We start from the raw sequence: 26,212 nt of genomic DNA, 5'->3' as shown, positions 1-26,212 counted from the left end.
CGCGTGCACGTGGTGATGTTCGCCGATCAGCACCTCGAGTCGCTCGGCGGCGCGCAGGTGTCGATGCGGCTGCAGAAGCGGTTCCTCGAGCGCGCCGGCCACGTCGTCACGGTCGTCGCTCCGCGCCTGCACCGTCCGGCATCCGACGATCCGGCCTACCTCGACCTGCCGTCGATCGCGATCACGCCCGACCGTGAGTACGCGCTCACGTGGCCCGGTGCGCGGACGGACCGATTCCTGGATGCCGAGATGGGCGCGCGACTGCCCGCCGACGTCGTGCACGTGCAGGCCGATTTCTGGGGCGCGTTCATCGGTCACCGATTCGCCGCGCGGCACGGGCTGCCGGTGGTGCACACGATGCACAACCGCGTCGACGTCGGGATCGAGGCGACGGCGCCGTTCCCGTCGCTCGTGCTGCGCGTGCTGAACGCGTGGGCTCGCCGTGCGCTGCCCTCCCCGGCGGTGCGGCGCGCCGTCCGTCATGGCGGGGGTCCGTCGAGGGACGCGCACGACGATCCGCGGGCAGCGCGCGATTCCGCGACCTCCGAGGCGACGGTGGCGGATGGCCCCTCCGTAGCGACTCCCCGCGCGGCCCGCAGGAGCGGGGTTCCCGCGCAGGATGCCGGCGAAGCGCCGCGGGATCCGCGCGATTCCACGAGCTCCGACGGGTCGACACCGCTGGTTCCGGCATCCCGCGTCGACGGGTGGGCCTTCCTGCATCGACTCGCCCGCCTGTCGCGCGCGGTGACGGCGCCGTCCGCCCACTTCGCTCGCCGTCTGGAACGGCACGGGGTGGCGCCGTCGGTCGACGTCATCTGGAACGGCATCGACGACGACGTGCTCGACGCCGCCCTCGCCTTCGGGTCCTCCGCGCGCCGACCCGGACTTGCGCGATTCGTCTGGCTCGGCCGCATGAGCCCCGAGAAGCGTCTGCTGCCCTTCCTCGAGGCCGTCGTGGCATCCGGGATCGACGCCGAGGTCGAGGTCATCGGCGGGGGCGCCCAGCTGACGGCGGCCCAGCGTCTCGTCGAGCGTGAACGCCCCACGGCCGCCGTGGTCTTCTCGGGGCGACTGCCCCACGCCGAGACCCTCGCCCGGCTCGCCGACGCCGACGCCGTGGTGCAGACCTCGATCGGCTTCGAGACGCAGGGGATGACGGTCTTCGAGGCCGCCTCCCTCGGCACCCCTGCCGTCGTGACCGACCCCGACATCGCGGCCGAGCTCGGCGGGGGGACCTGGAGCGTCGCGGATGCCACGGTCCCGGCGCTCGCGGAGGCCCTGCGCCGTGCGGCCGCCGACATCGCCGCGGGTTCGCCCGTGCGCGCGGAGCCGTCGATCGCCGAGCGGTTCCGCCAGTCGTCCCGCACCGCGGCGATGGTCGCCGTCTACGAACGGGTCATCCGCTCCGGCCGGTGACCCTCGCCGGCCGGCCGTGCACGACGGCGGGGCGGGTCGGCTGATGCGCCGGGGGTGAACGGCTCATCCGGTCCGGGCGCCGACCCGCCTGTCCGGCTGTGCACAGCGGCGGGTCGATCGGCCGGCGCGCCGGGGTTCGGCATCCCGGGGGAGGCGTGTCGGGTGTGGGGACTGCCGTTGTGTCCGGGTGGGGTGTCGGGTGCGGGGGCGCCGTCATGCCAGGCGGCCGCTGGGCTGCACCACGGCGACCGGCGACGTCGCGGGCACGGTCGACGTCGAAGTCGCAGGCGCCGCGGCGGGTTCGACCGCCGCCTCGGGGGCGGTGTCACGCTCGCGCGGCAGCGCCCGCGAGGGGTCGGTGGGGATGCGCCCGTAGCCGTCGGTGTGGACGAGCCACGCCGTGCCGACGATTCCGGCGAGGGACAGGATGCCGAGAGCGATGAAGTAAGCCATGGCAGAGAAGCTACGGGTAGAGGAATCATGCCGACGAGTGGCATGATGGTCGTACATCGTAAGATTTCTGCCACACACCGGAGGTGCGCATGCGCTCGGTCGCCGTCGTCGTCCAGCCGGGGTTCGCCCCGTTCGAATTCGGGCTCGCCTGCGAGGCCTTCGGTCTCGATCGCAGCGATGACGGCATCCCGAACTTCGACTTCCGCATCGTCGCCCCCGACCCGGGCGTCGTGCCCGCGAACATCGCCTTCTCGCTCAACGTCGAGCACGGTCTCGAGGCGGCGGCCGACGTCGACATCCTCGTGCTGGCGCCCATCCCGCGTGAGCAGTGGGGTGCCGTCGACGAGCGCGTCCTCGAGGTCGTGCGTTCCGCGAACGCCCGCGGCGCCTGGCTGCTGAGCGTGTGCAGCGGGTCGTTCGTGATCGCGGCATCCGGGGTTCTCGACGGCAAACGGGCGACCACGCACTGGCGCTACGCCGACGTGATGGCACGGATGTACCCCTCGATCGACGTCGATCCCGACGTGCTGTACGTGCAGTCGGACAACATCATCACCAGCGCCGGCACCGCCGCGGGACTCGACGCGTGCCTGCACCTGCTGCGTCAGGAGCTCGGGTCGGAGCTCACCAATCGCATCGCGCGGCGGATGGTCGTCGCCCCGCAGCGCGACGGCGGTCAGGCGCAGTTCATCGCCTCGCCCATCCCCGTCGACACCTCGCTCTCGCTCGCTCCGGTGACCGAGTGGATGCTGCAGAACCTGGATGCCGAGCTCTCGGTCGATCGACTCGCCGCCCGCGCGCATATGTCGCCGCGCACCTTCGCCCGTCGCTTCAAGGCCGATCTGGGCGCGACCCCGGCCGCGTGGCTCGCGCGCCAGCGGCTGCTGCACGCGCAGCGCCTGCTGGAGGAGACCGACCTCGGCCTCGACCGCATCGCCGCCGAGTGCGGATTCGGTTCCGCGGCGGTGCTGCGGCAGAACTTCGCGCGCACGATGGGGCTCACGCCGACGGCGTACCGCGCCCGGTTCTCGTGCGCGGAGACGGTGACATCCGCCCGCGCCTCGGAGCCGATCCCCGCGTGAGAACGTCGAAACGGCCCCACCCCGGGAGGGTGGGGCCGTTCCGGAACAGCGTCAGGACGCGGGGGTGAAGAACGGGTTCGACGGCGCGGTGCGCGCGGCGAGCACGTCCTCGGTGGCGGGCAGCGAATGGGCTCCGTTGCGGATCGCCTCGCGGGCGGCCTGGCGATTGTTGCGGTAGATCAGCTCCGCATCGGTGGCGGCGGGGTTGACCCACACCGCGGCGATCACCGCGTGCGTGTCGGCCCAGTCGGCGGGGATCTCGCCGTCGGCGACGGCATCGGCGATCCCGGATGCCACCCCCGCCTGCGCCGGGCCCCAGATCAGCAGCCCGTGGGCGTCGCTCTCGGGCGCCGACTTGGTGACGAACAGGGTGAGCGGCTTGACGGGCAGGGACGGACGGAGCACCGCGACGAAGGGGACGTGCCCCGCGCTCGGCGTCGCCAGGGCGGTGGCCCACGCCGTGCCGGCGGGACCGTCGCGGTGGCCGAGCACCGTGTTGATGTGCGCGGCGTGCGCCCCCTCGCCGACGAAGCTCTCGCCGATCTGCACGGCGAGGCTCATCCGACGAGTCCCTGTTCCTTGAGCCAGTCGGTGGCGACGTCCTCGGGGTCCTCGCCGTCGACGTCGACCAGGGCGTTGAGCTTCTGCATCTCCTCGGTGGTCAGCAGCGGCGAGATCTCGGCGATCACGTCGGCGATCGCCGGGTACTGGTCGAGCGTCGACTGCTTGAGGGTGAAGGCGCCCTGGTAGACGGGGAAGAACTCCTTGTCGTCCTGCATCACCACGAGGTCGAGGGCGGGGATGCGGCCGTCGGTCTGGAAGACCTCGCCGAAGTTGCAGTCGTCGCCCTTCTGCGTCGCGGTGTAGATGACGCCGGTATCGAGCAGAGCGACCTGGGAGTCGGGGACGTTCAAGCCGTACGCCTTCTTGAGTCCCGGCCAGCCGTCGTCGCGGGTGGAGAACTCGCTCTCGATGCAGAACGTCTGCTCGCTCGCGGGCAGCTTCGCGACGTCGGAGAGCGTCTTCACACCGAGCTCCTCGGCCTTGTCGGCGCGGATCGCGAAGGCATACGTGTTGTTCAGCGGTGCGGGGTCGAGCCAGGCGATGCCCTTGGCGGAATCGGCATCTTTCGTCGCGGCGAACTGCGCCTCGGCCCCGGCGACGGGAGCGGTGTTGCCGTTGTACGTGATCCACGACGTGCCGGTGTACTCCCAGTACCCGAGGAACTCGTCGCTCTCGAGGGCCTGGCGGACGTTCGCCGAACCGACGAGCTTGGTGTTGGCCTCGACGTCGGCGCCGCGCGCGTTGAGCAGCTGCGTGGTGATGTGGGCCAGGATGTACTGCTCCGAGAAGTCCTTCGAGCCGATCTGTCCGGTGAGCCCGGCGAGTTCGTCGCTGCCGCCGGCGGCGGAGCCGGAGCCGGAGGAGCCGCCCGAGCAGGCGGTGAGGGCGAGGACGCCGAGGGCCGCGACGGCGGTCAGCGAGAGAAGCGGACGACGCTTCATTGTGTCTCCTAAGGGTGGTGGTGCGGGTGGGTGATGCAGGGACGGTGGGGGCTCAGATGCCTTTGGGGGTCAGCAGGTCTTCGGCGACGCCGGCGATCCAGTCGATCAGCAGCGCGATGCAGGCGACGAGCACGGCACCGGTGACGAGCACGGGGTAGCGCTGGAGCTTCAGGCCGTTGACGATCATGTCGCCGAGGCCGCCGGCGTTGATGAAGGTCGCAATGGTCGCGACGCCGACGCAGAACACCAGGGCGGTGCGCAGTCCCGCGAGGACCACGGGGACGGCGAGCGGCAGCTCGATGCGGGCGAGCACCTGCACGGGCGTCATACCCATGCCGCGGGCCGACTCGCGGATCGCGCCGTCGACCTGCTCGATGCCGATCATCGTGTTGCGCAGCACGGGCAGGAACGCGTAGATCACGAGGGCCACGAGCGCCGTCGTGTACCCGGTCTGCCAGATGATGGCGAGGAGGATCACGACACCGACCGCGGGGGTGGCCTGTCCGATGTTGGCCAGAGCCAGCACGATCGCCTTGACCGTACGCGAGGGCGTCTTCGCCAGCAGGATGCCGACCGGGATGGCGAGCACGGCGACCAACGCGGACGCCGCCACCGTGAGGCTGAGGTGCTCGCCGACCCGCAGGAAGAGGTAGTCGGCGTTCAGGGTGCGCTGCTCGATGGAGTCGAGCTCCAGGGACGACACCCATAGGTACAGCGCCGCGAGGATCACGATCACCACCGCGGGGGTGACGAAGCGCTTCCAGATGCGACGTCCGCCGCGCTGACGGCGCGTGGCCGCCAGGCGTGCGGCGCCGATGCTCTGGGTCTCGGTGGTGACGGTGGTCATCGCACGCCGCCCGGGCGGGAGATGTCGGCGACCTCGACGCCGAGGGCGGCCGAGATGCGCTCCATCGTCAGGGAGCCCACGGCCCGACCCTCGCGATCGACCACGGCGATCGACGGGGAACCGTTGACCACGAGCAGGTCCAGGGCGTCGCGCAGGTTGTCGGCGACCGAGACGCGGGCGGCGCCGGCATCCGTCACCGGACCCAGGGGGGCCTCGCCGACGGGGATGAGCGCGAGGCGCTTGAGGGCCGCGCCGTGCCCGATGAACGAGCGCACGTAGTCGTTGGCCGGAGCGGCCAGGATCGCGGCGGGGGTGTCGAACTGCTCGATGCGACTGCGCTCGGACAGCACGGCGATGCGATCGCCCAGGCGGATGGCCTCATCGAAGTCGTGGGTGACGAAGATGATCGTCTTGCCGATCGACTCCTGAAGGCGCAGGAACTCGGCCTGCAGACGCTCGCGGGTGATGGGATCGGTCGCGCCGAAGGGCTCGTCCATCAGCATGACGGGCGGGTCGGCGGCGAGGGCGCGTGCGACGCCGACGCGCTGTTGCTGGCCGCCCGAGAGCTGCCGCGGATAGCGCTGGGCGAAGTCGCCGCTCAGCTGAACGGTCTCGAGCAGCTCTTCGACGCGATCGGCGGTTCGCTTCTTCGACCAGCCGAGCAGCTTGGGAACGACGGCGATGTTCTCGCCGATCGTCATGTGTGGGAAGAGGCCGATCTGCTGGATGACGTAGCCGATGTGTCGTCGCAGCTCGTTGGGATCGAGCGAGAGCACGTCGCGACCGTCGATCGAGATGGTGCCCGAGGTGGGCTCGATGATGCGGTTGATCATCTTCATCGTCGTGGTCTTGCCGCAGCCCGATGGGCCGACGAACATGATGAGCTCGCCGGGCTCGACGCTCATCGAGAACGCGTCAACGGCGGGGGTGGGTTGACCGGGGTAGACCTTCGTCACCCCGTCGAGGCGGATGCCGACTCCCGAGGAGTCGCTCGCGGTGGCCGGTCGGGAAGTGGTGGTGGTGTCAGACACGGAGCCCCCTTGAGGTGGTGACGCGGGTGATGAAGACGAAGGCGGCATCCAGGAGCAGGGCCAGCACGATGACGCCGAGGGTTCCTGTGAGCGCGAAGTTGAGGGCGTTGCGCGAACCGAGCGACGACAGGCCCATGAAGATGAACTGGCCGAGACCGGGGCCGGCGACGTAGGCCGCGATCGCGGCGATGCCGACGGTGAGTTGCGCGGCGACGCGGACCCCCGTGAGGATGATGGGCCAGGCGATCGGCAGCTGCACCGAGAGCAGGATGCGCGCGGGCGACATGCCCATGCCCTTGGCTGATTCCATGATCGCGGGTGGGACCTCGCGCAGCCCCACGACGGTGTTCCGCACGATCGGCAGCAGCGAGTAGAACACGAGCGAGAACACCGTGGGTGTCCAGCCGAGTCCGAGCACCGGGGTCAGCAACGCCAGCAGGGCCAGCGAGGGAATGGTCAGGGCGACGCCCGCGGCGGCGATCGTGACCGATCGCGAAACCGGGCGGTTCCAGACGGCGATGCCGATCGCGATGCCGATGACGGCGGCGATGGCGATGCTCAGCACGACGACGGCGACGTGCTGGAGCACGAGTTCGGCGATGTCGTCACTGCGGCGGCCCCAGAAGGTGAAGAGTCCGCCGAGGTCGAAGTCGGACATGCGTCGCACTCCTCTCCTCATCGAGATGGGCCGCGGTTCACGGCTGCGGCTGACTGTACGGCCGGGGGGTTCTTATCCTCAACCAGTGTTGTTCATATGGCAATCATCGTGATCCGGACATGATCGCGTCGAAGCCCACGGCCCGCGAGAGGTCCTTCGCGCTGGATGCCACGAATCTGGCGAGAGCGTCGAGACGGTCGCCGATACGGGTCTTGGGGGCGCTGACGTTCAGCGCCGCGACGATGCGGCCGGTGAAATCGCGTACCGGGGCGCTCGCACCGACGACGCCGAGCTCGAGCTCCTCGTCGAGCAGGGCGTACCCGTTTGCTCGGATGCGGGCGAGCTCGGCGCGCAGGCTCGCGAGGTCGGAGACCACCTGTCGGTCGGCGGGCGGGCTCGGCAGCACCGAGAACCCCGCCGCGTGCGGGGGTACCGGCCCGACGATCGCCTGGTCCTGGCCGTGCTCGGCGTACCAGCGGGTGAGGGAGTCGTCGTCCCAGTCGCTCAGGAGTACGCGACCCGAGGGCGTGCGCCACGCGGCGGTCGTGATGCCCTCCCACCCGGTCGTGCGGAACTCGTGCGGGCTCAGTTCGCTGGCGATGGTGAGCACGTTGCCGCCGCGCAGCACGCACAGGTGCGTCGTCTCGCGGGCGCGCTGAGCGACCCGGCGCAGAATCGGCTGGGACTCGCGGGTGAGGGTGCTCTCGACGGTGAGGGCGGCGAGGGCGTACAGGCGCGCCCCCAGCCGGTACGCGAGGGTGTTGTCGTCGCGATCGACGAGGCCGGCGTCGGCGAGGGTGGCGAGGGTTCGCGAGACGACGGCCTTGTCGCGACCGGTGATCTGCGCGACCCTCGATACGCCCAGTCCGCCGGCGGCGACCGCTTCGGCGGAGCCGAGAATCTCGAGGATTTCGACGTCACGGGCCAGGCCCGAGGAGTTGCGACGCGGGGTCGCCGAGGGATCTGTCATGAACCGGAACCCTACCCAGTTGCCATATTCACATCAAGGGATGCTCACAAGGCATCCTGGCTCTATCGTGGCCGTGCGGTCGCCACTGGCGGGCTCGAAGACGAGAGCCGCAGGAGCGCACCGCCCCCGATCCACGATCTCAAGGACTGGTCCCGTGACGAAGCGCACACTCACCGTCGGATTCATCGGCCTGGGCAGCATGGGCAGCGGAATGACCCGCAACCTGCAGGCCTCCGGCTTCCCCCTGGTCGTCACCGACGTCCGCCCCGAGGCCGCGGCCGACGCCGTCTCGCGCGGCGCCGTCTGGGTCGACACCGCCGCCGAGGTGGCATCCCGCTCCGACCTGGTCATTACGATGCTGCCCACCCCGCGGCACGTCGACCAGGTGCTGCGCGGGCCCGACGGCCTGCTGGACGCGCTCCCGCAGGGCGGCACGTGGGTCGACATGTCGACCTCGGTGCCGGAGGTGGCCGAGCGCGCCCGCGCCGACCGGCCCGACCTGCGCGTGCTCGACGCCCCGGTCAGTGGCATGTCGGTCGGTGCCGCGAACGGCACGCTGCAGATCTTCATCGGCGGTGACGCCGACGACGTCGAGCGCCTCCGCGAGGTGTTCGAGGCGATGGGCGAGCCCGAGCGCATCCTGCACGTCGGCGGTCACGGCGCCGGCTACGCGGTCAAGCTCATGATCAACCAGCTGTGGTTCTCGCACCTCATCGCCACGGCCGAGGTGCTCTCGGTGGGCGTCAAGGCCGGCGTCGACCTCGAGGTGCTGCGCCGCGCCCTGGTCGCCAGCCCCGCCAACAGCAACTTCGTCGAGCACGACGTGCTGTCGATCCTCGATCACGGCGACTACGACGAGGGCTTCGCCCTGGCCCTCGCCTGCAAGGACCTCGGGCTCTCGAGCGACCTGGCCCGCTCGGTGGGGATGCCGTACGAACTGTCGGGCCTCGTCGACCAGCAGTTCCGTCGCGCCAAGGCCATGTACGGCGAGCGCGCGGGCGAGATGGCGCCCTTCCGCCTGTACGAGGATCTGCTCGGCGAGCCGCTGCGCCGCGCCCAGGCCACCGCGGGGGTCGCACGATGACCGACGAGCGCGCCTTCGTCGCCTCCCTGCCGACCGACCTCTTCATCGACGGCGCCTGGCGCCCGGCATCCACGGGGGACCGCTTCGACGTGATCGACCCCTCGACCGGCGACGTGCTCGCCACGGTCGCCGACGCGAGCGTCGCCGACGGCGATGCGGCGCTGGCTGCCGCCCACCGCGCGCAGGAATCGTGGGGGCGCACCGCCCCGCGCGAGCGCGCCGAGATCCTGCGCCGGGCGTTCGAGATGGTCACCGCGCGTGCCGAGGACTTCGCCCTCGCGATGACGCTCGAAATGGGCAAGCCGCTCGCCGAGGCGCGCGGCGAGGTCGCCTACGGCGCCGAGTTCCTCCGCTGGTTCAGCGAGGAGGCTCCTCGTATCTCCGGCCGGTACTCCGTCGCCCCCGACGGACGCAACCGCCTGCTCGTCGTGCAGCGCCCGGTGGGACCGTGCCTGTTCATCACGCCGTGGAACTTCCCCCTCGCGATGGCCACCCGCAAGATCGCCCCCGCGATCGCCGCCGGCTGCACGATGGTGCTCAAGCCCGCCGCCCTCACACCCCTCACGGCGCTGCTTCTCACCGAGGTGCTGCGCGAGGCGGGGCTGCCCGACGGCGTGCTCAACGTCATCCCCACGACGCACGCCGGAGCCGTCACCGGTCCGCTCGTGCAGGACCCGCGTCTGCGGAAGCTCTCCTTCACCGGCTCGACCGGTGTCGGGCAGCGCCTCATCGCCGACTCGGCCGCCCAGGTGCTGCGCGTGTCGATGGAGCTCGGTGGCAACGCGCCCTTCCTGGTCTTCGAGGATGCCGACCTGGATGCCGCCGTCGACGGCGCCGTGCTCGCGAAGATGCGCAACGGCGGCGAGGCGTGCGTCGCCGCGAACCGCTTCCTCGTGCACGAGGCGGTGGCACAGGAGTTCACCGAGCGTTTCGCCGCACGCATCGGCGCCTTCGTCCCCGCACGCGGCACCGATCCGTCGTCGACGGTCGGCCCGCTCGTCGACGCCGCGACCCGCGACAAGGTCGCCTCGCTCGTCGACGGGGCCGTCGCGCAGGGCGCGCGCGTCGCGGTCGGCGGGAGCGCCATCCCCGGGCCCGGGTACTTCTACCAGCCGACCGTGCTGGTCGACGTGCCGGCGGATGCCGACATCCTCCGCGAGGAGATCTTCGGTCCCGTCGCGCCCATCCTCACCTTCCGTGACGAAGAGGAGGCCATCCGCCTCGCCAACGACACGGAATTCGGCCTGGTGTGCTTCGCCTACACGCGCGACCTCGACCGCGGTCTGCGCCTGGCCGAGCGCCTCGAGACCGGGATGCTCGGCCTGAACGCCGGAGTCGTCTCCAACCCCGCGGCTCCCTTCGGCGGCGTCAAGCAATCGGGCCTCGGCCGCGAGGGCGGAGCCGAGGGCATCCACGAATACCTCGAGACCGTCTACGTCGGCATCGCCGACCCCTTCGCCTCCCGGAGCGCCTGACCGCATGGACATCACTGACTTCTCCACCGACTTCTTCTCGCTCGCGGGACGCACGGCGATCGTCACCGGCGGCAACGGCGGCCTGGGACGCGCGTTCTCGGTCGCGCTCGCCGCAGCCGGTGCGAACGTCTTCGTCCCCTCCCTCGCCGACGACGACGGTGAGACCGCCCGGCTCGTCGAGGCGCACGGACGCGATTACGCCTTCGTGGCGTCCGACATCACGGCCGTCGGGGAGCCCGAACGAGTCGTGAAGGCCTGCGTCGACCGCTTCGGCGGCGTCGACGTGCTCGTCAACTCCGCCGGCATCAATCTGCTCAGCGAGGACGTCGTCGCCTTCGACCGTGCCAAGTGGGACCCGATGATCGCGGTCAACCTCACGGCGGCCTTCGAATTCGCCCGTGCCTCGGCCGAGGTCATGATCCCGAACCGCCGCGGCAAGATCATCAACATCGCCTCCCTCTTCTCGTTCCTCGGCGGGCGCCAGTCGCCCGCGTACGCGGCATCCAAGGCGGGCATCGTCGGGTTCACGAAGGCCTACGCCGACGAACTGGGCGAGTTCGGCATCCAGGTCAACGCGGTCGCGCCCGGGTACTTCGCGACGGCCCTCACCGAGAAGACCCGATCGGATGCCGCGGCCAACAGCCGCATCGTCGACCACGTCCCCGCCGGCCGGTGGGGCGACCCGGCCGACCTCATGGGCGCGGTCGTGTTCCTCGCCAGCCGCGCCAGCGACTACGTCACCGGGCACACGCTCGTCGTCGACGGCGGCTACCTGCTGCGCTGACCCGATCCCCAAACCGATCCAGGAAGACCGACATGGCCGATTCCCGTTCCCTGCTCACCCGATCCGAGCTCACCCGTTCCGACATCGCCGCGCGTCTGACCGACCTGCTCGGCGCCGACGCCGTCGACACCCGCGAGTCCGAGCTGCGTGAAGCCAGCGTCGACCGCTTCAAGAAATACTCCGCGGTCCACGGCATCTTCGACGGACCGTTCCCCGCCGCGATCGCGTATCCGCGCTCGACCGAGGAGGTCGCGGCGGTGCTGCGCTTCGCCGACGAGAACGGCATCGCGATCGTCCCGCGCACCGGCCGCACCGCGACCGAGGGCGGGCTGGAGACCGTCGTCGCCGACACGATCGTGCTCGACGGGTCGCGGATGGACGGCATCCTGACCATCAACACCGTCGACATGATGGTCACCGTCCAGTGCGGCGCGGGCCTGCAGCGCGTCGAAGACGAGCTGCGCGCCCAGGGGTACACCACCGGCCACTCGCCGCAGTCCAAGCCTCTCGCGCAGTACGGCGGCCTGGTCGCCACGCGATCGATCGGGCAGTTCTCGACCCTGTACGGCGGGATCGAGGACATGGTCGTCGGGCTCGAGGCCGTACTCGCCGACGGCACCGTCACGCGCATCAAGAACGTGCCGCGCCGCGCGGCGGGTCCCGACATCCGTCATCTCATCATCGGCAACGAGGGTGCGATGGCGTTCGTGACCGAGGTCACGGTGAAGATCTGGCCCTACGTGCCCGAGAACAACCGGTTCTTCGGCTTCCTCACCGATGACTTCGGCGCGGGAATCGAGCTGCTGCGCGAGCTCGTCACGCAGGGCTACCGCCCCTCGGTCGCGCGCGTGTACTCCCCGGAGGACGCCCGTCAGCACTTCGCACACTTCCACGACGGCAAGTGCGTGGTCGTGCTCGTCGCCGAGGGTCCGCGCCGTCTCGCCGAGGCGACCGCCGAGGCCATCGCGGAGGCCGCGGAGGGCAAGCCGCTCGAGCGCGTCGATGACGCACTGATCGAGTCGTGGTTCGACAACCTCAACTGGGGTCAGGACAAGATCAACCGCGAGAAGCGCGAGATGCTCGAGAAGGCCCACCTCGGCTACACGACCGAGGTGTCGGTCGACTGGTCGCGCGTGGTCGAGCTCTACGAGTCGGTCATGGGGCGCGTGCGTCGGGAGTTCCCGCGCGCGGCCGACCTGACCATGCTCGGCGCCCACTCGTCGCACAGCTACCAGACGGGCACGAACCTGTACTTCGTGTACGACTACGACATCCGGTGCGAGCCTCGCGAGGAGATCACCGCGTACCACGAGCCGCTCAACGCGATCGTGGTGGAGGAGGCGCTGCGTCTGGGCGGATCCATGGTGCACCACCACGGCATCGGCAAATACCGCACCGCGTGGACGGACGAGGAGCACGGCAGCGCCGTGGTGCTGCTGGAGCGAATGAAAGCCGCGCTCGACCCGAATGGCATCATGAATCCCGGCACGATCTTCGCCCTGGGGCGCTGATGGCAGTCGTCGTCGCGATCGACAACGGCTCGCAGTCGACGAAGGTCCTGGTCGTCGACGAGACGGGCCGCGTGCGGGCACAGGCTCGCGTGGGGCTCCGGCCCTATGCGACGCCCGCGTCCGGGCGCAGCGTGCATCCCGACGACGACGTGTGGGACTCGATCGTGCGGGCCTGCCGCCTGGCGATGGACCGCTTCGACGGCGATCTCTCCGAGGTGGTCGGGGTCGGGCTGTGCACGATCCGCTTCTGCCGCGCCCTGATGCGGGCCGACGGCACGCTCGCCGAGCCGCTGCTGAGCTGGATGGATGAACGCGTGTCGCGCCCGCACCTCGATTCGCCCGAGGTCTCGCACGTCACGACCTCGTCGGGGTACATCGCGCACCGTCTCACGGGCGAGTTCCGCGACGCCGCCGGCAACTACCAGGGCGTCTGGCCGATCGACCAACTCACGTGGCGGTGGTCTTCGGCCCCGGATGCCGCGGCGGCCACCGGCATGCACCCCTCGCTGCTCAGCGAGCTCGTGGATCCCGGAGCCGAGCTCGGCTGCGTGAGCGCGGAGGCGTCGGAGGCGACCGGCCTGCCCGCGGGCGTCCCGGTGTTCGCGACGTCGAACGACAAGGCGGTCGAGGCGCTCGGGGCGGGTCTGACGTCGTCCGAAGACGTGCTGCTGTCGTTCGGCACCTACATCGCGGCGATGACCGTGGCCGACGTCCCCGGTGGGGGAGAAGCGCACTGGGTGAACTTCGGCTCCCGCCCGGGCCAGTACCTCGCGGAGTCCACCGGCATCCGTCGCGGGATGTGGACCGTGAGCTGGCTCCGCGACCTGCTGCACCCCGTCGCGCCCGATGACGACATCTACGCCTTCGACCGCAGCCTGGGCGCTGAGGCGGAGGCCGTCGCTCCCGGATGCGACGGAGTGGCCGCTGTGCTGGACTGGCTCGCGCCGGGCGATGAGCCGAACCGCCGCGGGGCCTTCGTCGGTTTCTCGGGTGCGCAGGGGCGTGGGCATCTCTACCGTGCCGTGCTGGAGGCCATCGCGTTCACGATGGCGGACCACATCGAGGAGATGGAGCGCGAACGCGGGAGCGTCGCGAGCGGCATCATCGTGACCGGCGGCGGGGCGCAGTCGGCGTTGCTCGTGCAGATCGTCGCCGACGTGCTCGGGCGCCCGGTGCGCCGCGCGCTCGTCGACGACGCTGCGGGCATCGGCGCAGCGATCTGCGCGGCCGTGGGCGCTGGGCTGCACCCAGACTGGGATGCTGCGGTCGCGGCGATGTCCGGAACGGGGGCACCCGTGCTCCCTGGTGAGCGCGCCGACGCGTATCGCGCGCTCCGGCCCTGGCACCGCGGCGTCCGCTCCCGCGTCGCGAAGTTGTCGGACTGGATGGTCGAGGCCCGCGGCTGACCCCGGGGTCGGGGGTCGGGCCTGTCGATCCGATCCGGGAGATCGATCAGTGCGCCGCGACGAACGCGGCGTGATCCTCGCGCGCGACGTCGGCGTACGCGAAGGCCCACGGCACGAGCGCTGCGCTGAGCGCCCGGCCCGAACCGGCGTACCCGGCGATCTCGGGGGCCTCCGGCGACTGCGCGTGGGCGCGCGCGAGGGTGATCGCACAGGCCTGGGCGTAGCGGCGGAACGGCTTGTCGGCGAGATCGACCATCTCGATGCCGCCCTTCATGTCGTGGAACTGGCGCACGTAGAAATCCGCGTCGACCCCGCGGACGTGACCCAGGAACGGATCGGACACGCTCTGCAGGATGCGCTGCAGCGCGACCACGCGCGCGCCCTCGCCGTCGGCCGTGACGAGCGAGACGAGCGCGTCGGGCTGGCGGATGCCGCCGAACTGCTGCAGCACGCTCGCCCCGGCCTGCTTGCCCTGCAGCACGAAGGCGTGCCCGTCACCGTCCTGCAGCAAGAGGAGGTAGCACCGCGTCCCGACGCTGCCGACCCCCACCACGCGCCGCGCGACGTCACTGAGGTCGTACTGCTCGAGTGTCATCCGCACGTCCACGTTCGCGGACGTCCGGTAGGCGCCGTCCAGAGCGAGGACGCGGGCCGCGACCTCCGCGTCGACGGGGGTCATCGTGGGTGGTCGGTGGGTGAACGTGAGGCGACCCGAGCCCGCGTCGGCGGTCAGGCGGCGCACCGCCCGTGCCCCGGTGCGTCGTTCGGCGTCGGCGATGGCCTGGGCGAGCACCTCGCGGGAGGCCCGGTCGTACGCGGTCATCGCCTCGCGGGCTCCGAAGTGCTCGAAATAGCGGTCGATCGGGTCGCGCTCGACGAGTCCCGCGATCGCCCGGGCATAGGCCCGCACGGTCGAGGCGACCGCGTCGCGGACGACGGCCGGGTCGCGGTCGTTCTCGGCTCCCGCCAGGACGACGCTGACCAGCAGGCGTTTCAGGTCCCACTCCCAGGGCGCCCAGGCGGCCTCGTCGAAGTCGTTGAGGTCGAACACCAGCGTGCGCTGGGGCGAGGCGTAGAAGCCGAAGTTCGCGACGTGGGCGTCTCCGCACGAGGCGACGTGGATGGGGGTGGAGGGATCGCGCGCGAGGTCCGCCGCCATGACCGCGGCGGACCCGCGGTAGAAGGCGAACGGTGAGGCGGACATCCGCTCGATCCGCAGGGGGACGAGTTCGGGCACGCGGACCGCGTTCTGCGCGTTCAGGATGCCGAGCGGGTCGCGCCCCTCGACCGTGAGCGTTCCGAGATCGCGACGCGCGACGCGCTGGCGCATCTCCTTCCCCCGGGCGCGACGCTCGGCGGCGGAGGGCGGAGGGTTCCACGGGATGTCCGGTCGCGGTTCGGCGGGCTGCGGGGTCGTCACGCGCTCACCATAGACCCGCCGTTGCGGGCCTGTCGCGGGCTCGTGGCATCCATTGCCGGGAGATCGTCCGACTGCTAAACTTGAGTCAACGCAACTCAAGTTTGCGACCAGACTTTCAGGAGACCACATGAACGCCACGCAACAGCCGGGACAGGAGGACGCGCGCAGCGCCCTCGAGCAATTCGGCATCAACCTCACCGACCGGGCCCGCCAGGGCAAGCTCGACCCGGTGATCGGACGCGACGGAGAGATCCGGCGCGTCAGCCAGGTGCTCACCCGGCGCACCAAGAACAACCCCGTGCTCATCGGTGAACCCGGCGTCGGCAAGACCGCCGTCGTCGAGGGCCTCGCCCAGCGCATCGTCGCGGGCGACGTCGCCGAGAGCCTCAAAGACAAGGAGCTCGTCTCGCTCGACATCTCGGCGCTCGTCGCCGGGGCCATGTACCGCGGACAGTTCGAGGAGCGGCTCAAGAGCGTCCTCAAGGAGATCACCGAGTCCGACGGGCGCGTCATCACCTTCATCGACGAACTGCACGTGCTCATGGGCGCGGGCGGCGGCGAGGGCTCGGTCGCGGCCAGCAACATGCTCAAGCCCATGCTCGCGCGCGGCGAGCTGCGGCTGATCGGCGCCACGACGCTCGACGAGTACCGCGAGTTCATCGAGAAGGACGCCGCTCTCGAGCGCCGCTTCCAGCAGGTCTACGTCGGCGAGCCCACCGTCGAAGACACCGTCGCGATCCTCCGCGGCCTCAAGGAGCGCTACGAGGCGCACCACAAGGTCGCGATCGCGGATGCCGCGCTGGTCGCCGCCGCCGCGCTGTCGAACCGGTACATCCCGTCGCGACAGCTGCCCGACAAGGCGATCGACCTGATCGACGAAGCGGCATCCCGCCTGCGCATGGAGATCGACTCCGCTCCGCTGGAGATCGACGAACTGCGTCGGCACGTCGACCGGCTCAAGCTCGAAGAGCTCGCGCTGAAGAAGGAGAAGGACGACGCGTCCAAGGAGCGCCTCGCGACTCTGCGCGAGACGCTGGCCGCCGAGCAGGCCAAGCTCGACGAGCTGCAGACCCGGTGGGAGCGCGAGCGCGCCTCGCTCAACCGCGTCGGCGACCTCAAGACCCGATTGGATGCCGCCCGCGTCGACGCCGAGCGCGCCCAGCGCGAGGGCAACCTCGAGCGCGCGTCGCGGTTGCTGTACGCCGAGATCCCGGCCCTGGAGCGCGAGCTCATGACCGCGGAGCGCGAAGAGCCCGCGGGAGACCGCATGGTCAACGAGCAGGTGACCGACGAAGACATCGCGGCGGTCATCGCGGCGTGGACCGGCATCCCCGTCGGGCGGCTGCTGCAGGGCGAGACCGAGAAGCTGCTGCACCTCGAGCGCGAGCTCGGCCGCCGTCTGATCGGGCAGAAGGATGCCGTCAAGGCGGTCTCGGACGCCGTCCGTCGCTCGCGCGCGGGCATCAGCGACCCGAACCGGCCGGTCGGCTCGTTCCTCTTCCTCGGCCCCACGGGCGTCGGGAAGACGGAGCTGGCGAAGTCGCTCGCCGACTTCCTCTTCGACGACGAGCACGCCATGGTGCGCATCGACATGTCGGAGTACGGCGAGAAGCACTCCGTCTCGCGCCTGGTCGGCGCCCCTCCGGGATACGTCGGGTACGAGGCCGGCGGCCAGCTCACCGAGGCCGTGCGCCGACGCCCCTACAGCGTCGTGCTGCTCGACGAGGTCGAGAAGGCCCACCCCGAGGTGTTCGACGTGCTGCTGCAGGTCATGGACGACGGTCGGCTGACCGATGGACAGGGTCGCACGGTCGATTTCACCAATGTCATCCTGATTCTCACCAGCAACCTCGGCTCGCCGATCCTCATCGACCCGACGATGTCGATGGATGCCAAGCGCGAGCAGGTGCAGGCGCTGGTGCGCCAGGCGTTCAAGCCCGAGTTCGTGAACCGTCTCGACGACATCGTGATCTTCCAGGCCCTGAGCCAGGACGACCTCGCGCAGATCGTCGAACTGGCGGTGGACGCCCTGCACAAGCGCCTCCGCGAACGTCGGCTGACGCTGGCGGTCACGCCCGACGCCCGCTCGTGGCTCGCCGAGCGCGGCTACGACCCGGTGTACGGGGCCCGGCCGCTGCGGCGACTGATCCAGACCGAGATCCAGAACCGCCTCGCCATGGCGATCCTCGCCGGGTCGGTGCACGACGGAGACGTCGTGCGTGTCGACGTGGCCAGCGACGGCGACTCGCTCATGCTGGCCAGCACCGGCCCCGCGGCCGACGATGTCGACGACGACGTGATCGACGCCGAGATCGTCGAGTAATCGCGAACGACGAGAGGGGATGCCACGCGGAGTGCGTGTCATCCCCTCTCGGTGCGCGCCGCCCAGGTCAGGGGCAGGGGGTGAGCCAGGCTTTGACGAACCCCGCGGTCTGATACGCGTACTGGAACACCCAGTCGAAGAACGTCATGTCGGTGTCGACGCCCACGACGGTGACATCGTTCGCGGAGCATTTCGCGAAGATGTACCGGGTGCGGGCGACGTGCGGCGTGAACGTGATCACGACCGTCTTGCCGACCTCGCGCTTCGCCGCATAGGCGGTGAGCATCTTCGCTTCGCCGGCCGTCGTGAACGGCTCGGGCGACCGGCAGCTCACCCCGTGCTGACGGCAGATGTCGAGGTGTGCCGCGTCGAAGACGGGGTCGCCGCGACCCTGCCGGCTCTGGGAGACCGAGACCAGCAGAGGTGCCCGACCATCCGTGTCGCGCAGCGCCGTGGCGAGCGCGAGCCGCTCGGGCTGCGGCGGACCGATGACGTAGACGAGGTCGGCATCCGTCGGATCGCCCTGCGGCGGAAAGACGTAGACCGGCAACCCCGCGACCGCCAGGACGACGGCGGCGATCGCGAGCCCCAGGGCGAGGCGTCGCAGGGTCCGCCGCGCGCGTGCTCCGGTCCGCGTTCCGCGTCCTGCATGGGTCGGCGCTGTGTGCCGCGGTCGCCCGGCGTCCGTGGCGATGGGGGAGGGGGTCGTCACATCGCCGATGGTAGGCGGCGATGCGCACGTCGCGGTCACCGGCGTCCGCGCCGGACGCTGCGGGTGAGCGCACCGCCTCCGCCCTCGTTCCGAGGCTGCGCGCGTCGGGCAGGTCGCCGCCGGAACGCGTTCGCCCCCGCGCCACGATCACGGGCGCAGGGGCGAACGGTGGAGGCGAGGCGCCGGGTGTCGTACGGCGACGATGCCCGGCCGGATGCCGTCGGGCGTCAGGCGTCGAGCAGCAGCGACTCGGCGAGCGGACGACGCACCCGGGGCGCGGACTCGCGCGAGCGGACGGCCTCGTCTGCGGCATCCACGTCGCCGAAGGCACCCACGGCGATCACGGTCACGGGCGTGAAGCGCTCGTCGATGTCGAACGCGGTGCGCAGCTCGTCGGGGGAGAAGCCGCCCATGGTGTGGGTGGCGAGGCTGCGGGCGTGGGCCTCGACGGTGAAGAACGCTGCCGCCTGACCGGCGTCGTAGGTCGCCCAGGGGCGGGCGTTGCCCTCGTCGTCGGTGGTCTCGGCGAGGACGACCAGGAGCGCACCGGCGGCGGGGGCCCAGCCCTGGTTGAAGCCGACGAGCGAGCCCACGATGCGCGTGTGCGCCTCGGTGCCGCGGCGCGCGAGGAGGAAGCGCCAGGGCTGGGTGTTGCTGGCCGACGGCGACCACCGGGCGGCCTCGAGGGCGGCGCGCAGGGCCTCTTCGTCGATCGGGGCCTCCGCGTCGAAGACCCGGGTGCTCCATCGCTCGGCGAGGACGTCGAGGATCGGCACGTCGGTCTGGGCGGTGCGGTCGAGAACGTGGGACATGGGTTTACTCCTGAGGGTGAGAACGATGCCGGGACGCCGTTGACCCTCAGCATCCAACGCGAAGACCACCCGGCCTGTTCCCGTGTGACGTCATGCGTCTTCGGGGCGGGTGGCGGCGGACGCCGTGGGGCACGGCCGGAGGCCGACGGAACACGGGGACGGACGCGGACCGATGGCCGCGGTCACGCGGACGGGCGCGCGTGCGCGCTCAGGCGCTCCACGACGCCGGACCCGCCGTCCCGGCCGGGTATTCGTCGAGCGGCACCTCGTCCTTGCGCCACGCGTCGATCACCGGCTGCACGATCCGCCAGCACTGCTCGGCCGCGTCGCCGCGCACGGCGAGCATGGCGTCTCCGTCCAGGATGCCGGAGAGCACTTCGCCGTAGGCCTTGAGCGCGCCCTCGCCGAGGTGGGCGGCGAGGGTCACGCGCTCGAGCTCGAGGGGGTCGTCGGCGCCGTTCACGTTGAGGGCGAGGCTCATCGTGTCGGGGCCGAGCGAGAACACGAGCTGAGACGGTTCGCTCTCGCCGACGAAGCCCCCGGGCAGGTGCCGAACGGGCTTGAACGTGACGGTCACCGCGGGGTCGCCCTCACCGAGCGCCTTGCCGGAACGCAGCAGGATCGGCACGCCCTGCCAGCGGGAGGTGCGCACCTCGACGGTCATCTCCGCGAGCGTCTCGGTGCCCCGCGCCGCGTCGACCCCCGGCTCCTCGACGTACGACGGGAAGTGACGCTCGCCGACGTCGCCGGCCGTGTAGCGGGCGCGGCGCGAGTTCGCGACGGGATCGTCGTCGAGCACGTGCGTCGCACGCAGCACCGCCGAAGTGGCGTCGCGCAGATCGAGCTGGTCGAGCGAGGCCGGCGGCTCCATGGTGACGAACGCCATGACCTGCAGCAGGTGGCTCTGGATCATGTCGACGAGGGCGCCGGCGGCGTCGTAGTACCCCGCACGACCCTCGAGCCCGAGGGCCTCGGGGAAGTCGATGCGGATCGACGCGATGTCGTCGGCCGACCACACGCTCTCGATGAGCCGGTTCGCGAAACGGACGCCGAGGAGGTTGAGCACCGTCGAGCGCCCCAGGAAGTGGTCGATGCGGAACACCTGGTCCTCGGGCACGAGGGTCGCCAGCTGCTGGTTGAGCTTGTGCGCGCTCGCCTCGTCGGTTCCGAAGGGCTTCTCGAGGGCCAGGATCGTCCCCTCGGGGATCGTCACGTCGCTCAGGGCGAGGCAGGACTTCTCGGTCACCGCGGGCGGCACGGCGAAATAGAGGGCGGGCCGCCCTTCGGCGTCGTCGAGCAGCTTCTGCAGGTCGTCGGCCTTCGTGATGTCGGCCTGCGAGTAGGTCGTCTCGGCGACCGCGTCGAAGGCGGCTTCGGCACCGATCGTCTGGAAGGCCGTGCGCACCACCTCGCGCCAGTGCTCGTCGGTCCAGTCGTCCATGCCCGCGCCGTGCAGGCGCACGGAGCGGCCCGGTTCGCGCACCAGCAGCTGGCCCAGGGCCGGCAGGAGGAGTCGGGAGGTGAGGTCGCCCGAAGCGCCCAGGATGATCAGGGTGGTGTCCGCGGCCATGCGGCCACCGTATCGCCCCGCACGCGCACGTGCGCAGTGCTTGCAGCCGGTACAGGGATGCCGCTATCGAGATGCCCTGCCGCGATGCCGGTGTCACCTGTCATGATCACGAGGGTGACGACTCCGATCGAGGATTACGCCGTCCTCAGCAACTGCCGCTCCGCCGCCCTGGTCTCCCGCGAGGGGAGCGTCGACTGGCTGTGTCTGCCCCGGTACGACAGCGGGTCGATGTTCGGCGCCCTGCTGGGCGACGAGTCGCACGGGTGCTGGTCGCTGCGTCCGACCGATCCGGATGCCACCGCCACGCGCCACTACGACGGCGACACGTTCGTGCTCGTGACCCGCTGGCAGACGGCGACCGGCGTCGCCGAGGTGCACGACGCGATGCCCATCGACGAGGGTGTGGAGGCGCTCGTGCGCCGCGTCGTAGGGATCTCGGGAGAGATCGACTTCGTGAGCGAGCTGCGCCTGCGCTTCGACTACGCCCGCGCGGTGCCGTGGGTGCGGCAGATCGGCAAAGGGCACGAGCACGCGATCCTCGCGGTGGCGGGGCCGGATGCCGTGGTCGTGCGCGGTCCGCGTCTGATCGCGGTCGACACCGCCCACCGCGCGCTGTGGACGACCGTCGCGGGGGAGAGCGTCGATTCGACGCTGTCGTGGGGGCCGTCGTGGCAGGACGCGCCGGCACCCATCGACGTGGACGCCACCCTCAAGCGCACGAACGAGTGGTGGACGTCTTGGGCGGCGCGCGTGGCGGCATCCGGAGAGCACGCCGAACTCGTCACGCGCTCGTTGCTCGTGCTGCGGGCGCTGACCCACGCGGAGACCGGCGGCATCGTGGCCGCCGCGACGACGTCGCTGCCCGAGGCATTCGGCGGCGGACGCAACTGGGACTACCGCTACGTGTGGCTGCGCGATGCCGCCCTCACGCTCACCGCGTACATCGAGCACGGCTTCCTGGGGGCCGCGCACCGGTGGCGCACCTGGCTGCTGCGCGCGATCGCGGGCGATCCCGCCGACGTGCAGATCATGTACGGCATCGCGGGCGAACGCGATCTGCCCGAGCGCGAGCTGACGAGCCTGCCCGGCTACGGCGGCGCGAGCCCCGTGCGCATCGGCAACGGCGCGGTCGATCAGTACCAGGCCGACGTGATCGGCGAGGTGATGGTGGCCCTCGACGCCGCGCGTCGCGCGGGGGTCTCCGAGACATCGTTCTCGTGGGGCCTGCAGCGCGCTCTCCTCACGCAGTCGGCGCAGTGGTTCGACCGTGCCGACAACGGCATCTGGGAGATGCGCGGCGATCCGCATTTCTTCACCCACTCGCGCGCGATGGTGTGGGCGGCGTTCGACCGTGGCATCCGGGCGGTCGAGGAGAACGGCCTCGACGGCGACGTCGACACCTGGCGCACCCTGCGCGATCGGGTCCGCGCCGACATCGACGCGCACGGGGTGCACGCCGGCGGATGGTTCACGCAGCACTTCGACACCGACGAGGTCGACGCGTCGCTGCTGATCCTGCCGCAGGTGGGCTTCTGCGCGTACGACGATCCCCGCATGCTCGCCACGGTCGCCCGCATGGAGCAGACGCTCATGCCCGACGGCTGGCTGCTGCGCTACCGCACGACCGGCGTCGACGGTCTCGCGGGTGACGAGCATCCGTTCCTGGCGTGCTCGTTCTGGCTCGTCGGGCAGTACGCCCGCACCGGTCGTCGCGACGACTCGGTCGCCCTCATGCGACGCCTCACGGCGGTCGCGAACGACATCGGTCTGCTGTCGGAGGAGTACGACCCCCGTGACGGACGGCAGGCGGGCAACACTCCCCAGGCGCTCTCGCACCTCGCGCTCGTCCTCGCCTCCGACGCGCTCGAGGCCACGGCCCCCTGAGATGGGCCGGGGCCGTCGGCGTCGATCGCTCAGTCGCTTGCGCGCAGCTCGCGCAGCACCCGCGCGATGATCGCGTCGGTGGAGAGTCCGTAGCGGTCGTGCAGGGTGGGGAGGGCCCCGGCGTCGAGGAAGGCGTCGGGCAGTCCGATCGGCACCACGCGGCGCGAGACGCCCCGACGCACGAGGGCGCCGGCGACGGTCTCGAAGAGCCCGCCGACGACGGTGTGGTTCTCCAGCGTCACGGCCAACCGCGGGGTGTCGAGTTCGCGCAGCACGGTCTCCTCGTCGAACGGCTTGAGCGTGGGGGCGTGCACGACCGCGACGTCGACGCGTTCGGCGGCGAGGCGCTCCGCGGCCTGCAACGCCCGCATCGTCATCAGGCCGCTGCTGACGAACACGACGTCGGCGCCGGGGCGCACGACCTTCGCCTTTCCGAGCTCGAACGTGTAGTCGTACTCGTCGAGCACCGTGGGCACCTGACCACGCAGCAGACGCAGATACGTCGGGCCGGCGTGATCGGCGAGCTGCGGGACGGCGGCGGCGATGTCGACCGAGTCGCACGGGTCGACGATCGTGAGGTTCGGCATCCCGCGGAAGATCGCGACGTCCTCGGTCGCCTGGTGGCTCGGCCCGTACCCGGTCGTGAGTCCGGGAAGCCCCCCGACGATGTTGACGTTGAGGTTCGGCTCGGCGATGTCGAGGCAGATGAAGTCGTACGCGCGCCGCGCGGCGAACACGGAGTACGTCGAGGCGAAGGGCACGAGCCCGACCTCGGCCATGCCGGCGGCCGCCCCGAACAGCAGCTGCTCGGCCATGCCCATCTGGAAGAACCGCTCCGGATGCCGGTCGCGGAAGATGTGCATGTCGGTGTACTTCGCGAGGTCGGCGCTGAGGCCGACGACCCGCTGGTCGCGCTCCGCGAGTTCCGCGAGCGCGTGCCCGAAGGGGGCGGCGGCGGTCTTCTGCCCGGGGTCGGCGAACGAGGCGATCATCGCCGAGGTCTTCAGCTTCGGGGCGGCCGTGGCGTTGCTCATCGGCTGGTCTCCTCGTATCCCGCGATGAGCTGTGCGCGGCACACGGCCCATTCGTCCTCGTCGATGCGCATGAAGTGGTTCTTCTCGCGCTGCTCCAGCAGGGGCACGCCCTTGCCGACGGTGACGTCGCACAGGATCACCTGCGGAGCGCCCACCGGGTCGCGGTCGGCGATGGCGTCGAACGCCGCGAGCACGGCATCCGGATCGTTCCCGTCGACGCGCTGGGTGTTCCACCCGAAGGCCGCCCACTTCTCCTCAGCGGGTTCGATCGCGAGCACGCCCGCGGTCGGTCCGTCGGCCTGGAGGGCGTTCATGTCGACGATCGCGGTGAGGTTGCCGAGGCGATGGGATGCCGCGCTCATGGCCGCCTCCCACGTCGAGCCCTCGTTGAGCTCGCCGTCGGAGAGGAAGTTGAACACGCGCGAATCGCTGCCGCGGTGCCGCAGGCCCAGGGCCATGCCGACGGCCACGGTCAGCCCGTGCCCGAGCGACCCGCCCGAGATCTCCATGCCGGGGGTGTAGCTGGCCATCCCCGACATCGGCAGCCGCGAATCGTCGGACCCGTAGGTGTCGAGCTCTTCGCGCGAGATCACTCCGGCCTCGGCGAGGGCGGCGTAGAGGGCGATGGCGTAGTGCCCGGTGGAGAGGAGGAAGCGGTCGCGGTCCTCCCAGTGCGGGTCGTCGGCGCGATAGCGCAGCTGGTCGAGGTACACCGCGGCCAGCACGTCGGCCGCGCCGAGGGCCTGGCCGACGTAGCCCTGGCCCTGCACCTCGCCCATGTGCAGCGCATTCAGGCGGATCCGCTGCGCGCCCGCGCGGATCGTGGCGGCGCGCTCGGCGACGGATGCGGTCGTGGTCGTGATCGTCATGGAGAACCTCATCGGGTGGGGGTGAGAGCGGGAGCCGTGGCCTCGGCGGTGTCGCCGACGCGTACGGGCGCGGTCTCGCGGGTCACGGCGGCGACAGCGGTCGAGATGACGCCGAGGGCGACGAAGAGCAGCGCGGGGCCGATCCAGCCGACGCCGGCGTAGAGCGCGGTGGCGAGGAAGGGCAGCAAGCCCGCGATGATCGAGGCGCCGTTGTAGCCGAGCGAGATGCCCGACGAGCGGACGTCGCGCGAGAACAGTTCGCTGAACCAGCTCGACTCGACGGCGAAGATGGGGTCGTGGCTCAGCAGCAGGCTGAGGGCGACGGCGACGACCACCATGATGACGGCGCCGGTGTTGATGAGCAGGAACATCGGGATGCCGAAGGCGATCGTGAAGATCGCACCCAGCAGGAACACGGGCTTGCGGCCGATGCGGTCGCTCCAGGCGCCGTAGAGCAGGTGCGAAACGAGTCCGAGGGCGGAGCCGGCCATCGTGCCCCAGAGCACGTACTGCTTGTCGGTGATGGCGGCCAGGCCCACGTACGACAGGACGAAGCTCGTGGTGACGTAGTAGCCGCCGGTCTCGGCCAGACGCAGGCCGATGATGCGCAGCACCAGTCGCCAGTCGCGCTTGAACATCGCGATCACGGGCTGCTTGTGGATCTCGCCCTGGCTCTTCATCTTCTCGAACTCGGGCGACTCCTTGACTCCGAGGCGGATCCACAGGCCGATCGCGACCATCACGATCGAGAGCAGGAAGGGCACGCGCCACACCCAGTCGCCCTCGAACAGCGCGTTCGAGAGGAGGAAGGTGCCGTTGGCCAGCAGCAGACCCGCCGGGATGCCGATCTGCGGCACGGCCCCGAAGAACCCGCGGCGCTTCGCGGGAGAGTGCTCGACGGCCATCAGCACCGCTCCGCCCCACTCGGCGCCGAACCCGATGCCCTGGACGGCGCGGAGGACGATCAGCAGGACCGGGGCGAGCACGCCGACCATGGCGTAAGTGGGGAGGAGCCCGACGGCGAAGGTCGCCGCGCCCATGACGATCAGCGAGGCCAGCAGCACGGTCTTGCGGCCGATCCGGTCGCCGAAGTGCCCGGCGAGGTAGCCGCCGAGGGGGCGGAAGAAGAAGCCGACCGCGAGCACGGCGAACGACTGCAGTACGCCGACGACCGGGTCCTCGGCGTGGAAGAAGACCGAGCCGAAGTAGGCGGCCGAGGCGGTGCCGTAGATGAAGAAGTCGTAGGACTCCACGGCGGTGCCGATCATCGAGGCGATCGAGACCTTGACGGGGTTGTCGCCGAGCGGTTTCTGGCGCGGCGTGCGGGTGGGGGCGGTCATGTCGTTGTTCCTCCTTGAACAGACGG

The 26,212-nt window shown here is 70.8% G+C and carries 23 protein-coding genes; 9 read left to right on the top strand and 14 right to left on the bottom strand.

Annotated elements, in window-relative coordinates:
• Positions 1–3 precede the first annotated feature (3 nt).
• A complete protein-coding gene (locus tag Q0818_RS14930; protein ID WP_298876583.1) occupies positions 4–1,416 on the top strand; it encodes a glycosyltransferase in 1,413 nt (470 codons plus the stop codon).
• A 213-nt stretch (positions 1,417–1,629) separates the two neighbouring features.
• Here the strand turns inward: Q0818_RS14930 and Q0818_RS14925 are convergent, their stop codons facing one another.
• Complete coding sequence (locus Q0818_RS14925; RefSeq protein ID WP_298876581.1) at positions 1,630–1,869, bottom strand: hypothetical protein; 240 nt, start codon at positions 1,867–1,869, stop codon at positions 1,630–1,632.
• 89 nt (positions 1,870–1,958) lie between these two features.
• Here Q0818_RS14925 and Q0818_RS14920 point away from each other — a divergent pair, with 89 nt between their 5' ends.
• A complete protein-coding gene (locus Q0818_RS14920) occupies positions 1,959–2,951 on the top strand; it encodes a helix-turn-helix domain-containing protein (protein WP_298877101.1) in 993 nt (330 codons plus the stop codon).
• Positions 2,952–3,002: 51 nt separating this feature from the next.
• On the opposite strand, the gene fae is transcribed toward Q0818_RS14920, so the two are convergent.
• From fae to Q0818_RS14890, 6 genes are all read right to left on the bottom strand, one after another.
• Entirely contained in the window at positions 3,003–3,512 is a 510-nt protein-coding gene (gene fae / locus Q0818_RS14915; protein WP_298876578.1) for a formaldehyde-activating enzyme, read from the bottom strand.
• A complete protein-coding gene (locus tag Q0818_RS14910) occupies positions 3,509–4,456 on the bottom strand; it encodes a glycine betaine ABC transporter substrate-binding protein (protein WP_298876576.1) in 948 nt (315 codons plus the stop codon). The genes fae and Q0818_RS14910 overlap by 4 nt, the downstream gene beginning before the upstream one ends.
• Positions 4,457–4,508: 52 nt before the next feature.
• Positions 4,509–5,303: an ABC transporter permease gene (locus tag Q0818_RS14905; protein WP_298876573.1), complete on the bottom strand. Its 795-nt coding sequence runs from the start codon at positions 5,301–5,303 to the stop codon at positions 4,509–4,511.
• Positions 5,300–6,334 carry an ABC transporter ATP-binding protein gene (locus Q0818_RS14900; protein ID WP_298876571.1) on the bottom strand — a complete coding sequence of 345 codons (1,035 nt, stop codon included), beginning with the start codon at positions 6,332–6,334 and terminating at the stop codon, positions 5,300–5,302. The genes Q0818_RS14905 and Q0818_RS14900 overlap by 4 nt, the downstream gene beginning before the upstream one ends.
• Entirely contained in the window at positions 6,327–6,992 is a 666-nt protein-coding gene (locus tag Q0818_RS14895; RefSeq protein ID WP_136588013.1) for an ABC transporter permease, read from the bottom strand. Before Q0818_RS14895 ends, Q0818_RS14900 begins: the two co-directional genes overlap by 8 nt.
• Positions 6,993–7,095: 103 nt before the next feature.
• Positions 7,096–7,962 (bottom strand): IclR family transcriptional regulator, encoded by an 867-nt coding sequence (locus tag Q0818_RS14890; protein ID WP_298876568.1) that lies wholly within the window; start codon positions 7,960–7,962, stop codon positions 7,096–7,098.
• Between the two features lie 154 nt (positions 7,963–8,116).
• On the opposite strand from Q0818_RS14890, the gene Q0818_RS14885 reads away from it, so the two are divergent.
• Genes Q0818_RS14885 through Q0818_RS14865 form a run of 5 tightly spaced genes read left to right on the top strand, consistent with a single transcriptional unit; the run spans position 8,117 to position 14,222 of the window.
• The gene (locus Q0818_RS14885) at positions 8,117–9,046 is read left to right on the top strand and encodes an NAD(P)-dependent oxidoreductase (protein WP_298876565.1); all 930 of its coding nucleotides are present in this window, start codon (positions 8,117–8,119) and stop codon (positions 9,044–9,046) included.
• A complete protein-coding gene (locus Q0818_RS14880; protein WP_298876562.1) occupies positions 9,043–10,521 on the top strand; it encodes an NAD-dependent succinate-semialdehyde dehydrogenase in 1,479 nt (492 codons plus the stop codon). Before Q0818_RS14885 ends, Q0818_RS14880 begins: the two co-directional genes overlap by 4 nt.
• Positions 10,522–10,525: 4 nt before the next feature.
• The gene (locus Q0818_RS14875) at positions 10,526–11,305 is read left to right on the top strand and encodes an SDR family oxidoreductase (RefSeq protein WP_298876559.1); all 780 of its coding nucleotides are present in this window, start codon (positions 10,526–10,528) and stop codon (positions 11,303–11,305) included.
• Between the two features lie 32 nt (positions 11,306–11,337).
• On the top strand, positions 11,338–12,816 hold the full coding sequence (locus Q0818_RS14870) for an FAD-binding oxidoreductase (protein ID WP_298876556.1): 1,479 nt from the start codon (positions 11,338–11,340) through the stop codon (positions 12,814–12,816).
• On the top strand, positions 12,816–14,222 hold the full coding sequence (locus Q0818_RS14865; RefSeq protein ID WP_298876553.1) for an FGGY-family carbohydrate kinase: 1,407 nt from the start codon (positions 12,816–12,818) through the stop codon (positions 14,220–14,222). Before Q0818_RS14870 ends, Q0818_RS14865 begins: the two co-directional genes overlap by 1 nt.
• Before the next feature lie 46 nt (positions 14,223–14,268).
• Here Q0818_RS14865 and Q0818_RS14860 read toward each other — a convergent pair whose 3' ends face one another.
• Positions 14,269–15,642 (bottom strand): DUF2252 domain-containing protein, encoded by a 1,374-nt coding sequence (locus Q0818_RS14860; protein WP_298876550.1) that lies wholly within the window; start codon positions 15,640–15,642, stop codon positions 14,269–14,271.
• 127 nt (positions 15,643–15,769) lie between these two features.
• On the opposite strand from Q0818_RS14860, the gene Q0818_RS14855 reads away from it, so the two are divergent.
• On the top strand, positions 15,770–17,965 hold the full coding sequence (locus Q0818_RS14855) for an AAA family ATPase (RefSeq protein WP_298876547.1): 2,196 nt from the start codon (positions 15,770–15,772) through the stop codon (positions 17,963–17,965).
• A gap of 67 nt (positions 17,966–18,032) precedes the next feature.
• On the opposite strand, the gene Q0818_RS14850 is transcribed toward Q0818_RS14855, so the two are convergent.
• From Q0818_RS14850 to Q0818_RS14840, 3 genes are all read right to left on the bottom strand, one after another.
• The gene (locus tag Q0818_RS14850; protein ID WP_298876544.1) at positions 18,033–18,677 is read right to left on the bottom strand and encodes a YdcF family protein; all 645 of its coding nucleotides are present in this window, start codon (positions 18,675–18,677) and stop codon (positions 18,033–18,035) included.
• A gap of 227 nt (positions 18,678–18,904) precedes the next feature.
• The gene (locus Q0818_RS14845; RefSeq protein WP_298876541.1) at positions 18,905–19,489 is read right to left on the bottom strand and encodes a nitroreductase family protein; all 585 of its coding nucleotides are present in this window, start codon (positions 19,487–19,489) and stop codon (positions 18,905–18,907) included.
• A 208-nt stretch (positions 19,490–19,697) separates the two neighbouring features.
• Positions 19,698–21,059 carry a glucose-6-phosphate dehydrogenase gene (locus Q0818_RS14840; RefSeq protein ID WP_298876538.1) on the bottom strand — a complete coding sequence of 454 codons (1,362 nt, stop codon included), beginning with the start codon at positions 21,057–21,059 and terminating at the stop codon, positions 19,698–19,700.
• A gap of 114 nt (positions 21,060–21,173) precedes the next feature.
• On the opposite strand from Q0818_RS14840, the gene Q0818_RS14835 reads away from it, so the two are divergent.
• A complete protein-coding gene (locus tag Q0818_RS14835) occupies positions 21,174–22,943 on the top strand; it encodes a glycoside hydrolase family 15 protein (RefSeq protein WP_298876535.1) in 1,770 nt (589 codons plus the stop codon).
• Positions 22,944–22,972: 29 nt separating this feature from the next.
• Here Q0818_RS14835 and Q0818_RS14830 read toward each other — a convergent pair whose 3' ends face one another.
• From Q0818_RS14830 to Q0818_RS14820, 3 genes are read right to left on the bottom strand one after another with little or no spacing between them, the layout of a single operon-like run.
• Positions 22,973–23,977, bottom strand: coding sequence for a transketolase C-terminal domain-containing protein (locus tag Q0818_RS14830; protein ID WP_298876530.1), 1,005 nt, complete (start codon positions 23,975–23,977; stop codon positions 22,973–22,975).
• Complete coding sequence (locus Q0818_RS14825; RefSeq protein ID WP_298876525.1) at positions 23,974–24,846, bottom strand: transketolase; 873 nt, start codon at positions 24,844–24,846, stop codon at positions 23,974–23,976. Before Q0818_RS14825 ends, Q0818_RS14830 begins: the two co-directional genes overlap by 4 nt.
• An 8-nt stretch (positions 24,847–24,854) precedes the next feature.
• Positions 24,855–26,186, bottom strand: a complete 1,332-nt coding sequence (locus Q0818_RS14820) for an MFS transporter (RefSeq protein WP_298876522.1) — start codon at positions 26,184–26,186, stop codon at positions 24,855–24,857.
• Between the last annotated feature and the right edge of the window lie 26 nt (positions 26,187–26,212).

The sequence above is a fragment of the uncultured Microbacterium sp. genome (assembly GCF_947489255.1).
Taxonomy (GTDB): domain Bacteria; phylum Actinomycetota; class Actinomycetes; order Actinomycetales; family Microbacteriaceae; genus Microbacterium; species Microbacterium phycohabitans.
This window is presented reverse-complemented; position numbering and strand designations above follow the sequence as displayed.